The organism is Dysgonomonas mossii DSM 22836 (genome assembly GCF_000213575.1).
In the GTDB taxonomy this organism is placed as follows: Bacteria; Bacteroidota; Bacteroidia; order Bacteroidales; family Dysgonomonadaceae; genus Dysgonomonas; species Dysgonomonas mossii.
Genome location: NZ_GL892004.1, coordinates 599,340 through 613,390, shown reverse-complemented (window position 1 = coordinate 613,390; position 14,051 = coordinate 599,340). Strand labels below are relative to the sequence as shown.

Sequence of the window (14,051 nt, the reverse complement as noted above, 5' to 3'; positions counted from 1 at the left end):
CTTTATTTTAGTATCTGTTCTCTTAATGTTTTCACTTCCAGATGTGCAGGAGAATTTTCATACAATATACGATAAACCATATCTGCAACAGGAATATCCACATTATATTTTTCATTGATCTCTCTTACACACTTTGTGCCATAGTAACCTTCCGCTATCATTTCCATCTCTACTTGAGCAGCTTTTACCGAATAGCCCTTGCCTATCATTGCACCGAAGGTACGATTGCGGCTAAAACTAGAATAACAAGTTACAAGAAGATCTCCTAAATAAGCAGAATCCTGTATCCTTCTTTCGATAGGAGAAACGATATCAACAAAGCGTTCCATCTCTGATATAGCATTGGAAACCAATACCGCCTGAAAATTATCGCCATACTTCAGACCGTGACAAATTCCTGACGCAATCGCATATACATTCTTCAGGACTGCGGCAAGCTCAATCCCCGCAACGTCATTCGACACCGAAGCCCGCACAAATCTATTATTAAAGACTTGAGCAATCGCATTTGCCTTCTGAATATCGGCACAAGCGATAGTAGGGTAAGTCAATCGTTCCAAAGCTATTTCCTCGGCATGACAAGGGCCTCCCACAATCGCCATATTTTGGGGCGACACATTATAGTATTGCTCCAGATAATCTGTCACAAGCAAATTTTCCGGAGGCACGATGCCTTTAATCGCTGAAATAATAAATTTATTCGCCAAACTTGTGTTCAACTTTTCAAGATGACTTTTCAAGAAAGGAGAAGGCACTGCAAGGACTATGGTATCCGAATCTTCCACAGCTTGTGTGATATCGGAATAAAATGTAATTCTATCCAGATTGAACTCAACGTTTGAAAGATAAGAAGGATTATGTCCTGTTTTCTTAAAATCCTCTATTTGTTCCGGGCGGCGCATGTACCAGTTTATATGCTTTTCGTGATTAAGCATAATTTTGGCCAAAGCTGTAGCCCATGTACCACCTCCAAATATTGTTATTTTACCGGGAAAACTCATTCATTCATACTTTAATTAGACACAAGGGGATTAGCTAAGCTTTTTCACCCATCCTTCTACTTCGTCTACAGAAGGTAGTGCTAAATCCAGTTTATATTTTTTGTTAACTTCACCTATATCTTGTCTTATCTTCTGAGAATTGACATCCTTCATACTCTCAACAGTAAAGTATCCTGCTTTTTGTAATACAGGAACAAGATCTTCAGCGATTCCTAATTCTTCATATTTTGATACAGCATCTTTCTTCGGTGCTTTTTCGGGACGCATCTGAGGGAAGAACATCACTTCTTGTATGCTTTCCTGACCCGTCATAAACATAACCAGACGATCCATACCGATACCGATACCACTTGTAGGAGGCATACCATACTCTAAAGCACGCAAGAAATCCTGATCGATGAACATCGCCTCATCGTCTCCTTTTTCAGACAATTTGAGCTGATCTTCGAAACGAGCACGCTGATCGATCGGATCATTCAGCTCAGAATATGCATTTGCCAATTCCTTGCCATTTACCATCAGTTCGAAACGCTCTGTTAGTTCCGGATTATTGCGATGTTTCTTTGTAAGCGGAGACATCTCTACCGGATAATCTATTATAAATGTAGGTTGTATATAGTTTCCTTCACACTTCTCGCCGAAGATGGCATCTATCAGCTTTCCTTTGCCCATAGTTGCATCTTGCTCTATATCTAATTGCTTACAAACATCACGTAGCTGATCTTCATCCATGCCACTAATGTCAAAACCTGTAAAATGTTTGATAGAGTCAATCATCGTAACACGAGGATATGGAGCCTTATAGTCTATTTCCTTATCGCCCATCTTCACCTTAGTTGTGCCATGAACATCTGTACAGATCTTTTCCAGCATCCTCTCAGTGAAGTCCATCATCCAGTTATAATCCTTATAGGCGGCATAGAATTCCATTACTGTAAATTCCGGATTATGCGTACGGTCCATACCTTCGTTGCGGAAATTACGAGAAAACTCATATACTCCATCAAACCCACCTACAATAAGGCGTTTTAAATACAATTCATTTGCAATACGTAGATATAAAGGAATATCCAGTGCATTATGATGCGTGATGAAAGGACGAGCTGTAGCTCCTCCGGGAATACTTTGCAGCACAGGTGTATCAACTTCTATATATCCATGTCCGTTAAGGAATTCACGCATAGAGTTGAACACTTTTGTTCTTTTAATGAATACATCTTTTACGTTGTCGTTAACAACCAAATCAACATAGCGTTGACGATAACGTTGTTCAGGATCGGTAAAACCATCATAGGTAACACCATCTTTTACTTTTACGACAGGAAGAGGACGAAGCGATTTACCCAAAACCGTCAGTTCTTCGGCATGTACAGATATTTCGCCCATCTGAGTACGAAAAACAAATCCTTTAACACCGACAAAATCGCCAATATCCAGCAATTTCTTGAAGATAGTGTTATAAAGTTCTTTATTTTCATCCGGACAAAGATCATCTCGAGAAATATAAACCTGTATACGTCCCTCCGAGTCTTGCAATTCCATAAAGGAAGCTTTACCCATAATACGACGCCCCATTATACGTCCCGCTAAAGACACATAACGCTTATCCGCATCATCCTGAAAGCTCTCTTTGATCTCTTTCGAATATGCATTTACTTCATACAATGCAGCCGGATAGGGTTCTACTCCTAGTGCTCTTAGTTCATCTAAACTTTGTCTGCGAATTATCTCCTGTTCGCTTAATTCCAATATATTCATTATTAATCTATCCTCAGATTTTTATTATTTTAATAATATTTTCGCACACGAATAACCCCGCAAAGTTAAGAAATATAATGGAAAACAAACATCTTATTTTTTACTTAAATTTGAGAGACAACACATTCCGATTCAAAATTTAACAAGGATATAAAAATCAAGAGGCAAATCACTGGAAAAGAAAATTAAATTTTGTTTCTTTATTCTTTCTAATTTTTATACATAAAACCTGAAACAATGTACAATAAAAAGATATTATTTTCTCTGCTTCTATTGTTCTGTGCCATATCATTGACAAATACCGCATTTTCTCAAAACCAGAAAATTGTCATTTTAAAGCTAGATGATGTAACCGCAGGAGGCAAGGAAGGAATTGTTTCTCCTCGCTGGCAACGTGTTGCAGACTATATAGAAAACAAAAAAATAAAAGCAGGGTTTGGTATTATTGGATTTTCTCTTGCCGAAGACAATCGGGCTTACTTCAAATGGATTACCAATCGTGCAGAAAGAGGTTTCATTGAATTCTGGAATCATGGTTATTACAACCGTACAAAAGGCGATACAATAGGCGAATTTGAAGGAACTTACGAACAGCAGCTCAAAGCTCTGCATTTGACTGATAGTCTTGCAAAAGCAAAACTCGGACTTCAGCTTCGGGTATGGGGACCTCACTGGAGTAGCACAAACATTAACACTGATAAAGCTTTGGCTCAATTGCCTCAAATTAAAATGACATTAGGCAGTCCTGCGTCTCCGGTCTACTACAAAGGATATATATTGCCGCATACCCTAGATATGGAATACCCGGTACATAATCCGAATTATGATGAATTCCTTAAAGCTTATCGTGAAAAATCGAAAGATTTAAACTATTTCTACCTACAGGGGCATCCAAATAGTTGGGACGAAAACAAATGGAAAAACTTTGTAAAAATAGTAGAGTTCTTAGAATCGGAGAATGTAAAGTTCGTTACTCCATCCGAATTTCTAGAAATAATAAAAGGTAAATAAACTCTAGATAGCCTCAACCTCAAATTAACAAAGTTAAATACTTAATTATTTAAAAAACAATGCCGATGGTAGTGTTTTTTGTACCTTTGCACGCTCAAAAGATGGGAGGAATCACTCCTTAACAGTTAAATGCTTTTTTAGATGTCAAAAACAGCTAACATTGATGAATTACAAAACAAAAAAATAAGTAACCTTCTTTGGCAGTACGCATTGCCGGCCATAGTAGGAACTATGGTGAACGCCTTGTATAATATTATAGACCGTATTTACATCGGACACGGGCCTAATCTGGGAGACCATGCAATTGGCGGGCTTGGTATTGTTTTGCCGATAATGAATCTTACTGCCGCTGTGGGTATGCTGGTAGGTGCTGGTTCAGCCAGCCGTATTTCAATATGCTTGGGTAGCGGTGATAAAGAAACCGCAGAAAAGATAATAGGAAACTCGTTCCTTATGACTCTTTTATTCACTGGAGTACTTGTCACAACTTTATTTATTTTTCTCGATCCTATATTATTAAGGATTGGAGCCACAAAAGAGACATTTCCGTATGCGAAAGAATTCTTACTTTATTACCTGCCCGGTAATATATTTCTGACCATGTGCTTCAATTTCAACAGTATGATGCGTGCTTCGGGCTATCCTCAGAAAGCAATGTATACGATGCTGATCGGTGTTATAGCCAACATTATAATAGCCCCAATTTTCATCTTCTGGTTCGAATGGGGAATAAAAGGTGCTGCGATAGCTACTATCATTTCGATGTTTATCGGGCTATGCTTTGTCATGTACCACTTCATGAACAAAAATAGCATGTTGCGTTTGCGCAGAAAGCATATTGGCTTAAACAAAAAAATAGTATGGGCGGTCGCAAGCATAGGTATGTCTCCTTTTTTCATACAAGTTGCAGCGTCTATCGTCGTATTCTTCATCAATAACAATCTGAAAACCTACGGAGGTAATATTGCTATCGAAGCTTACGCCATAGCAAATACCCTGATAATGATCATTGTAATGATTATGGTCGGACTTACTCAGGGAATGCAACCTATTGTAGGATACAACTATGGAGCGAAAAGGATACAGAGAGTAAAAGAAACTTTGTTTTACACAATAAAAGTTGGTGTGGCTATCGGCTGCATAGGCTTAGCCATAGGCGTACTATTGCCGGACATTATAGTAAAACCCTTCAATCCCTCACCTCCTCTCGCTGCCGAAACAGCAAAAGCCTTACGGATTGTAACAATTATGCTACCACTAGTCGGATTCCAGATTGTAGTTACAAACTTTTTCCAATGTATAGGTATGGCAGGAAAATCAATCTTATTGAGTCTTACCCGTCAATTCCTATTATTATTGCCAGCCTTGTTTATTCTACCTCAATTTTTCGGAGTAAACGGAGTATGGTATTCATTGCCAACAGCTGACTTTTCGGCAACTTTACTGACCGCAGCTTTGTTTATATGGCAGATAAATAAATTTAAGAAAATAGAATCCGCAGAGCGATTATAATATGATAGATCATTTGAACAAACAAAATATATTAGAGCATTTCTCCATAACAGAGAATGACTTGCTTAAAGTAATAAACGAAGCTCTTGGTAAAGGAGGTGATTATGCCGACATATTTTTCGAGCACACTTTCAGTAATAGCATATCACTCCGTGACGGAGAAGTAAATCGTGCAGCCTCGAATATAGATTTCGGCGTAGGCATCCGGGTTGTTTCAGGAGATCAGACAGGCTATGCTTATGTAGAGAATACCCAAATAGCAGAGCTTCTGAAAGCGGCAAAAACAGCAGCAGGAATAGCCTCTATTCCGTCAAAAGGAATAACTCCGATAGAGATAAAAGAAAAGCATTTCAGAAATCACTATAAAATAGAAAGGCATTGGCTTGATGTCTCTGTAGCCGATAAAAAGTCATTTGTTCAAAAATTGAATGATCGAATTTTCGAGCTAGACACTCGAGTCATCAAAGCGTCTGTCAGCTTGAACGATTCCACTTCCTATATTCTGTTCTTTAACTCAGAAGGTATCCTTACATGGGATTACCGTCCAATGAGCCTTATGTCAGGGTCGTGCACAATGGAACAGGGGGGCAAGATAGAAAACGGATATGCTTCACGTGCCTACAGAAAAGGATTTGAATATTTAAACAATGATCTGATAGAGACTTTAGCAAAAGAGGCCGTTGCGCAAACTTCGCTGATGTTCGAAGCTATAAAACCCAAAGGCGGTGAGATGCCTGTAGTGATGGGTGCAGGCAGCTCGGGTATCTTGCTACATGAAGCGATAGGTCATACATTCGAGGCAGATTTCAATAGAAAGAACATCTCCATATTTTCAGATCAGCTTGGAAAACAAATCTGCTCATCCGACATAAATGTTGTGGATGACGGCACGATCGATAATGCCCGTGGCACAATCAACTTTGATGATGAAGGAATGGAAACCCAAAAGACATATATTGTGAAAGATGGGGTTTTGGAAAGCTACCTTCACGACCGAATCAGCGCCAAGCATTACAATGTATTACCTACAGGGAATGGACGGCGACAATCGTTCCGCTACGCTCCCCTACCTCGTATGCGGGTAACATACATGGAAAATGGAGGTATTCCCGAAGCTGACATTATAGCGTCGGTGAAACAAGGTGTATATGTCGATAATTTCACCAATGGACAAGTACAAATCGGAGCGGGAGATTTTACATTTTTCGTAAAAACAGGCTATCTGATTGAGAACGGGAAACTTACTCAACCTATAAAAGATATAAACATTATCGGAAACGGAGCCAAAGTACTCACCGACATCACAATGGTGGGCAATAATCTGAAGATAGATGAAGGCACATGGACATGCGGAAAGGACGGACAAAGTGTACCTGTAGGACAAGGGCTACCTTCGGTGTTAGTACGGAAACTTACTGTAGGCGGAGAATAATATTAGAAATTTACAGCATAAAAAAACAGGATCGATTTCTCAGAAAATTATCGATCCTGTTTTTATTTTAAATATCAGCTATTGCAAATTATTCATTAATAATACTGAAAAGCTCTTCTGCCGCTTCACGTGGCCCTTCTTTGCTTTTACCATCAATCGCCAAAGAAGTATGCATCTCTCCAATTTTTGCATCACTTTCGTCTAAAGCCAAGAAGAATTTACGAACAAGTGTTTCCGCTCTATCTCTTTCTTGCACAGGGCCAAAAGGATTTGCGAAATAAGACTTAACAAGCCCTTTTTCTGTTGTTGTTCCTTTTGCCTTTCTTGCTCCGTCTTCAAAAACCTGTATTGCTTTATCTACATCCTCAAAGAAACTGATCTTTGTTTCCGATTCGGCATAATTATTAGCATATAGCATATAATCAATCGTATACCCTCTCGATATAACTTCATAAGTAGATATCGGAATGGTTACTCGTGCATTTATTCTATCCGGGTTCGTATAAATACCTCTATCCAGCTGAGCAAAAGCATAAGCAGGATCCAAATCGTCGGTACGAACAAACGCCCCTATTTCTGTTCCGTATCCTTTTATTTGCCCATCAGCTTCAAATTGCAAATATCCCATATCATCGAATATTACACGCATGTGACGTATATATTTTTCGTTGAGTGTGCGGAAAGCTTCGAGGCTTTCAGATTTGCCCGCTCCACTATCTCCCATTATAATGATATTTGCTTCTTTACCATTCTTCAATGCAATGTTTACCATAGCCCCATGAATAGGAAGGTTACCTCTTTCCATTTGCTTGATATTATGCAGCGTAAGAAGCATCTTCTTCATATAACCGAAATAGTCGATCTCATCGCAATAATTAGCATAACCGATCAATATATCATTCTTCTTATCCTTATGATAGAAAGTACGTTTTTCTTCATAGCCGTCAGGATATCCGAATACGTAAATCAAATCGGGTTTCTTTCCTACATAATCATTGCCTTTAGCCAGCTCAAACAAATTGGCAAGACCTAAACCATGACACATAAAATCTTTATGGAAATAGACAAAAGCCAACAAGTTACCAACTTTTGCAGGATACAAAAACCACTCATCCTCATTCAGAATCAAATTAGCCAAAGGGTTTGTTTGATGTTCCTGAAAAATACCATCTCTTGTATTCTTCTTCGTATATGAAATATAAGGAGGATTGATAACTACTGTTCCTATAAATGGTATAGATGCAAGCCCTTTATACTCAATCGGACAATTCCATTGCATATCGTTAAGCATCAAGCCGGCATTAGCACCTGCGATAGTCTGACGGTATACGCTATGGCTGTATCCCATTACCGTTTCTTCTGTACGTCTGTAGATAGACAGAATCAACTCGTTGAGGAGTTGGTTCGCTTGCACAAAGCGTACATTTTGGAGACCATCACCCATGCGGTTGTTGTGAACAACAGTAACCCGCTCCAGCCTTCTCCAATAGTTATACAGCATTTCTATAAGCTCTATAAACAAGCCTTTATCCTTAAAGAATGGAGCAAACTTATTGTTTACCACCAAAAGCTCATCTATTTCACATACAGTCAAAAGCTTAACAACCTCTATCAAAGACATGGTAAGCTCCTCATCAGTTTTGAAATCTTTAATAAAATAATCGTAAATAATCTGGTTGTCTTTCTTTATTCTGAAAATAAAGGATTCAACCACCCGATGAAACGCGTAACTACTTAAAATTTTCTGTCTGTTATCACAATACTTCAAAGAGAAATTGATGATAGCACGATCCCTGTTTAATGTAAATTCTTGCAGCATCTTTGTTATTAATTAGTTAATATATTAGTATCAAAATATTTTTATTCCTAAATCTTTTATCTTCTTTATTTTCTTCACACTCTTCTTCCGAAACAATAATGCGGCAATACATATACCGATTGCCAGACAAAAGAGTAAAGACGATGTCAATATAAAATTGTAAACCGTGTCGTGTAATAAGAATGCTGTTTTTGCACCCGTCGTTCCCTCTTCGTATATTCTTATACATCCCAGCATCGTTTTGTAGGCATACAAACCCGGTATCATCGTTATACAAGCCGGCAATGTAAATACAACCGGAGGAGTATGTATTTTATGAGCACAATAGATACCCAAAAGCCCTATCACAACAGTCCCACTCAACGTAGCGGAGATCAAGCCAAAACCAAAATACAATAACGTGAAGCGAATAGCATGCCCCAGCCCTCCCAGCAAACCGGCAACCAACAATCCCTTCTTTGGCGTTTCGAACAATAGTGCAAAACCTATAGCAACAAAAAAACTAAGAAGAGCGTCTTTCAATATATCTATTAGCATAATCAAAAATTACTTATTCCTATTATTGTCATACTAATAAACATCCCCACAGCGATACATAAGAGAATAAATCCTCCGAATGCTCCACGGGCTATACCTGTAGGAATATACCCTTCAAGCAAATCGATTATACTATTTATTAGAGGAACTCCCGGAATAAGGAACAATACAGAAGTAGCAATAGATGTTTGAGGCAAATAACCAAATCCAGACAAGATATTCAATCCTGATATGGTTGTTGTCACAAACGCTGAGCAGATTACAATAACCATCAGGTTAAATTTTCTCTTGATCATCTCCTGACGTACTACAAGCCCCACAAAAGAAGCTAAAAAAGTAAAAGCCCCATCTATTAAATTTCCTCCGGCAAGTAAACATAACGAACCGCAAGCTATCCCAATGAACAGACGAACAAGCCAGACTGAATAACGAGAGGTATTCTTTAACCCTTTTATACGCTCGTGCAACTCCTGTAAGGAAATACGATCTTCGGCAAGTTCCCATGTAAGCAGACTGGTATTGGTGAGTATTCCAAAGTGTACCCCATGATGTATTATCTTCTTATTGGCCGTTATTATGTTTTCCTCATTATCCATATCAGTTACCGAGACCGAGACAGCAGTAAACGAAATCAGCATTTCTACTTTATAGTTTGTCTTCTGTGCTATACGTTGTACATTCCTATTAATTCTTTCACAGTGGGCTCCCGATTCAAGCAACAGGCTACTGACCTCCAATATGATGTCTACAAATTCCTTCAGCGACAACTCTTTGCCTGAATGTGTGTTTTCTACATCTGCACATCGATCATCAATATGCGAATAATCAAGAACGTTTGCGCGCATTTCTTTCTAAACTTTTTACGATTAAACATAAATGTAAAAAGCTCTTTTGAACTTCACAATGCTGCAATAAAAACACACCTGGATAATAACATCTCCTCCGACAAGAGGGATGAATGAAATTATTAGACATAACACTTTTATCGCGAAGCATTGTCAATCCGATTTAAGGCAGGTATCCTGGCTTTCACCATTTCTATTTTCCTTCCCATTTCTGTACGAAACAGTGGATTTTTAAATAGAAACTTTCGCGGTGATTACAGTTGCGCGACAGCTCAGGACTTTCACCTGATTCCCTATTCTCCTCAATATCTGAGGCACCTTAGCGGTTGAAGAATAATGATAAAGAACTTTCGGGAGGCAAAGGTATAGGAAAAAATAATAAATAGCACATCTTTTTTATTTTTTCCTATACAAAAAGATATAAAAGAAAACAAAAAGAGAAGAGTCTCAATCAATAAGCATTTTTACATTAAATGTTTATTATTATGCTGAAAAACATATAACTTTGTCACAGGTTTTGGTGTCATTTACTATATCCATAGAAAATGATGAAAAGGGAATCAGGTGAAAGTCCTGGACAGACCCGCTGCTGTAAGCTCCTCCAAAGACTTTGAACAATACTCTATCCACTGTTCTTACACTGAATGGGAAGGATGCTCAAAGATAAAGTAAGTCAGAAGACCTGCCAGAACCGTGTAATTTGAAGCTTTCGAGGAATAAAGCTGAGGATTTAGGATGGGATTTTTTTTCAGATAGAAAAAAAATTCTCTATTTTATTCTATTACATTTTATTTAAATACGTCTGTATTTGTTTCTTATTCTATTCCACGTAAGCTCCGATAATTGAGTATTTAGAAATTTATTTTATAATTAAATGGAAGCATATAAAAACTTTAAAGGCACACGGTGGCAAGAGGAAATCAATGTAAATGATTTTATACTCCAAAACTATAAAGAATACACAGGGGACGAATCTTTTCTACAAAACCCTACCGAAGCAACAATCAAGCTATGGGAGAAGTTAAGCAAAATGTTTCTTGAAGAAAAGGAGAGAGGCATATATGATGCCGAAACTCGCATCCCTTCACAGATTGATGCTTATGGACCCGGATATATAGACAACGAACTCGAAAAAATTGTAGGAGTTCAGACCGACAAGCCACTAAAAAGAGCAATCTTTCCGAATGGAGGTCTCCGTATGGTGAAACAAAGCTTAGCTGAATATGGTTACAAACTCGACAAAGGAACAGAGGAAATATTCTCAAAATACAGACGTACACACAACGAAGGTGTATTTGCAGCTTATACCGACAGCATCCGCCAAGCCAGAAGTAACGGATTATTAACGGGCCTACCTGATGCTTACGGACGTGGACGTATTATTGGAGATTATCGCAGAGTAGCTCTTTATGGTGTAGATCGATTAATCTCGGAGCGTGAAAAGCGTTTCCAAGAATGTGACCCTATTGTGATGACGGACGATCTGATTCGTCTTCGTGAAGAGCTAAGTTCACAAATAGAGGCCTTGAAAGCATTGAAACGTATGGCAGCTTCGTATGGCTTCGATATTTCTCAACCGGCTAATACGGCTCTGGAAGCTATCCAGTGGACATACTTTGGATATCTGGGAGCTATCAAAGACCAAAATGGCGCAGCAATGAGCCTCGGACGTGTAACCACTTTCCTCGATATCTATATCGAAAGAGATTTGCAGGCCGGCTTAATAACCGAAATAGACGCGCAAGAGCTTATCGATCATTTTGTGATGAAGCTACGTATTGTCCGTTTCCTCCGCACAAATGAATACAATGAACTATTTTCGGGAGATCCTGTATGGGTAACCGAATCGATCGGAGGTATGACAAACAACGGAAAGTCGATGGTTACGAAAAACAGCTACCGTATGCTTCATACGCTTTATAATTTAGGGCCTGCACCTGAACCTAATTTGACAATACTATGGAGTGACAGACTACCCGAAAACTGGAAACATTATTGTGCCAAGGTTTCTATCGATACTTCATCTCTTCAATACGAGAATGACGATCTGATGCGCCCTCAGTTAGGCGATGATTACGGCATAGCATGTTGTGTATCGCCCATGCGGATAGGCCACCAGATGCAATTCTTCGGTGCAAGAGCGAACTTGCCTAAAGCATTGCTTTACACTATAAACGGAGGTAAGGACGAAATAACCAAAGCTCAAGTATTACCGAAACATTGGGTAGAAAAGGTCTCAGGAGAGTATCTTGACTTTGAAGAAGTTTGGGAGAAATTTGATCGTACCTTAGATTGGGTTGCCGAGACTTATGTAAAAGCGCTGAACATTATACACTATATGCACGATAAATATTCATACGAAGCTTTGGAAATGGCTTTGCATGATGTTGATATCGTCCGCACACAAGCATTCGGGGTTTCGGGGTTATCTATTATCGCCGACTCTTTTGCTGCTATCAAATACGGAAAAGTACGCATCGTAAGAAATGAAGAAGGTGACGCAGTCGACTATATCATAGAAAAAGACTACGTTCCGTTTGGGAATAACGATGACAAGACCGACAGGTTTGCTGTGGAAATAGTAGAAAAGTTTATGAGCAAAATCCGCAAACGTAAGATGTATAAAGATGCTATACCTACACAGTCGGTGTTAACCATCACATCAAACGTGGTGTACGGAAAGAAAACAGGAAACACCCCTGACGGACGACGTGGAGGAACACCTTTTGCTCCGGGAGCTAACCCTATGCACGGGCGTGACACTAGAGGTGCTGTTGCATCACTTTCATCTGTAGCTAAGCTTCCGTTTGCTCACGCAAATGATGGTATCTCATACACTTTTGCTATCACGCCAAACACATTGGGTAAAAACAGGAAAGAGGAAGCTCAAAACCTGAGCGGACTTCTTGATGGCTACTTCTTACAAACAGGCCATCACCTGAACGTTAATGTATTTGACAGGAATCTGCTTATCGATGCGATGGAACACCCTGAAAAATATCCTCAGTTGACAATACGTGTATCAGGCTATGCCGTTAACTTCGTAAGGCTTACAAAAGAACAGCAATTGGATGTGATAAATAGAACGATTACTACATCATTCTAATATTTCATTAATAAATATGAGGTTACCCCAAAAGTAAAAATACTCTATTAAACGATTATTATCCTCTTTGTCATTCTGAATGTAATGAAGAATCTCGACTATCTATAAACGAGATGTTTCACTCCGTTCAACATGACAAAAGGATAGTAAAAAAACTTTAGGAGTCTCCTCATTATTTATTAGGAGGAAAACAAATAATGAAAGGTTTAATTCATTCTTTCGAGTCTTTTGGAACCAAAGACGGCCCGGGGATAAGGTTTGTATTTTTTATGCAAGGCTGTCCTCTTCGCTGCCTCTATTGTCACAATCCCGACACATGGAATATGAACGACAAGAAGCACGAACTAACTCCGGAAGAAGCTTTCGAAGAAGTAAAGAAAGTAAAAAACTTCATCCGCAGTGGAGGTGTAACCATCTCAGGAGGAGAGCCCCTACTACAACCCCAGTTCATTATCGAGCTATTTAAGCTGTGTAAAAGTGAAGGTTTACATACAGCTATAGACACATCTGGATATATATTGAACGATAAGGTAAAGGAGGTTTTAGAGTACACAGATCTAGTACTACTAGATATTAAGCATATTAACCCCGACAAATATAAAAACCTCACAGCAAAACCACTGGAACCAACACTTCGCTTCATGCAGTACCTCTCAGAAATTGAGAAACCTGTTTGGCTGAGATATGTGCTCGTTCCGGGCTTCACCGATGATGATGAAGACCTGAATGACTGGGCAAAACAAGTCTCTGAATATAAAAATGTACAGCGAGTAGATATTTTACCTTTTCATCAAATGGGGTTGCATAAATGGGAACAGCTAGGCGAAGACTACAAGCTTAGAGACATTGCGCCTCCTGATCAGTCGGAAATAGAGAAGGCTGAAAATATTTTCCGAAATTATGGACTTAAGATCTGATATATAGATTATTCATAAAACATCTACCTTTACAAAAACAAAAAAAGATCATCAATAAGAATACAAAATTTTATTTTTAGAAAACTTTTTAACAAAAACAAAATTTCAACATA

10 protein-coding genes and 2 riboswitches are annotated in these 14,051 nt (G+C 38.7%); of the genes, 5 read left to right on the top strand and 5 right to left on the bottom strand.

Annotated elements, in window-relative coordinates; genetic code table 11:
- Positions 1-2: 2 nt before the first annotated feature.
- Both HMPREF9456_RS02610 and lysS read right to left on the bottom strand, forming a co-directional pair.
- Positions 3-1,001: an NAD(P)H-dependent glycerol-3-phosphate dehydrogenase gene (locus HMPREF9456_RS02610; protein WP_006841900.1), complete on the bottom strand. Its 999-nt coding sequence runs from the start codon at positions 999-1,001 to the stop codon at positions 3-5.
- Between the two features lie 30 nt (positions 1,002-1,031).
- Positions 1,032-2,759, bottom strand: coding sequence for a lysine--tRNA ligase (gene lysS / locus HMPREF9456_RS02605; RefSeq protein WP_006841899.1), 1,728 nt, complete (start codon positions 2,757-2,759; stop codon positions 1,032-1,034).
- Between the two features lie 237 nt (positions 2,760-2,996).
- On the opposite strand from lysS, the gene HMPREF9456_RS02600 reads away from it, so the two are divergent.
- The 3 genes from HMPREF9456_RS02600 to HMPREF9456_RS02590 all read left to right on the top strand — a co-directional run bounded on the left by HMPREF9456_RS02600 (position 2,997) and on the right by HMPREF9456_RS02590 (position 6,714).
- Positions 2,997-3,770: a polysaccharide deacetylase family protein gene (locus HMPREF9456_RS02600; RefSeq protein WP_006841898.1), complete on the top strand. Its 774-nt coding sequence runs from the start codon at positions 2,997-2,999 to the stop codon at positions 3,768-3,770.
- Between the two features lie 141 nt (positions 3,771-3,911).
- Positions 3,912-5,282, top strand: a complete 1,371-nt coding sequence (locus HMPREF9456_RS02595) for an MATE family efflux transporter (RefSeq protein ID WP_006841897.1) — start codon at positions 3,912-3,914, stop codon at positions 5,280-5,282.
- 1 nt (position 5,283) lies between these two features.
- Entirely contained in the window at positions 5,284-6,714 is a 1,431-nt protein-coding gene (locus HMPREF9456_RS02590) for a TldD/PmbA family protein (RefSeq protein WP_006841896.1), read from the top strand.
- An 88-nt stretch (positions 6,715-6,802) separates the two neighbouring features.
- Here HMPREF9456_RS02590 and HMPREF9456_RS02585 read toward each other — a convergent pair whose 3' ends face one another.
- The 3 genes from HMPREF9456_RS02585 to HMPREF9456_RS02575 are packed head-to-tail and all read right to left on the bottom strand — an operon-like array spanning position 6,803 to position 9,915.
- Positions 6,803-8,533 carry a hypothetical protein gene (locus HMPREF9456_RS02585; protein WP_006841895.1) on the bottom strand — a complete coding sequence of 577 codons (1,731 nt, stop codon included), beginning with the start codon at positions 8,531-8,533 and terminating at the stop codon, positions 6,803-6,805.
- 30 nt (positions 8,534-8,563) lie between these two features.
- A complete protein-coding gene (locus HMPREF9456_RS02580; RefSeq protein WP_006841894.1) occupies positions 8,564-9,070 on the bottom strand; it encodes a threonine/serine exporter family protein in 507 nt (168 codons plus the stop codon).
- A gap of 2 nt (positions 9,071-9,072) precedes the next feature.
- The gene (locus HMPREF9456_RS02575) at positions 9,073-9,915 is read right to left on the bottom strand and encodes a threonine/serine exporter family protein (protein WP_006841893.1); all 843 of its coding nucleotides are present in this window, start codon (positions 9,913-9,915) and stop codon (positions 9,073-9,075) included.
- A gap of 150 nt (positions 9,916-10,065) precedes the next feature.
- A riboswitch (cobalamin riboswitch) is annotated at positions 10,066-10,250 on the bottom strand.
- 165 nt (positions 10,251-10,415) lie between these two features.
- Positions 10,416-10,619, top strand: a riboswitch (cobalamin riboswitch).
- 170 nt (positions 10,620-10,789) lie between these two features.
- Here HMPREF9456_RS02575 and pflB point away from each other — a divergent pair.
- Together pflB and pflA are read left to right on the top strand one after the other, a co-directional pair.
- On the top strand, positions 10,790-13,021 hold the full coding sequence (gene pflB, locus HMPREF9456_RS02570) for a formate C-acetyltransferase (RefSeq protein WP_006841892.1): 2,232 nt from the start codon (positions 10,790-10,792) through the stop codon (positions 13,019-13,021).
- Positions 13,022-13,218: 197 nt separating this feature from the next.
- Positions 13,219-13,938, top strand: a complete 720-nt coding sequence (gene pflA, locus HMPREF9456_RS02565) for a pyruvate formate-lyase-activating protein (RefSeq protein WP_006841891.1) — start codon at positions 13,219-13,221, stop codon at positions 13,936-13,938.
- Positions 13,939-14,051: the final 113 nt, after the last annotated feature.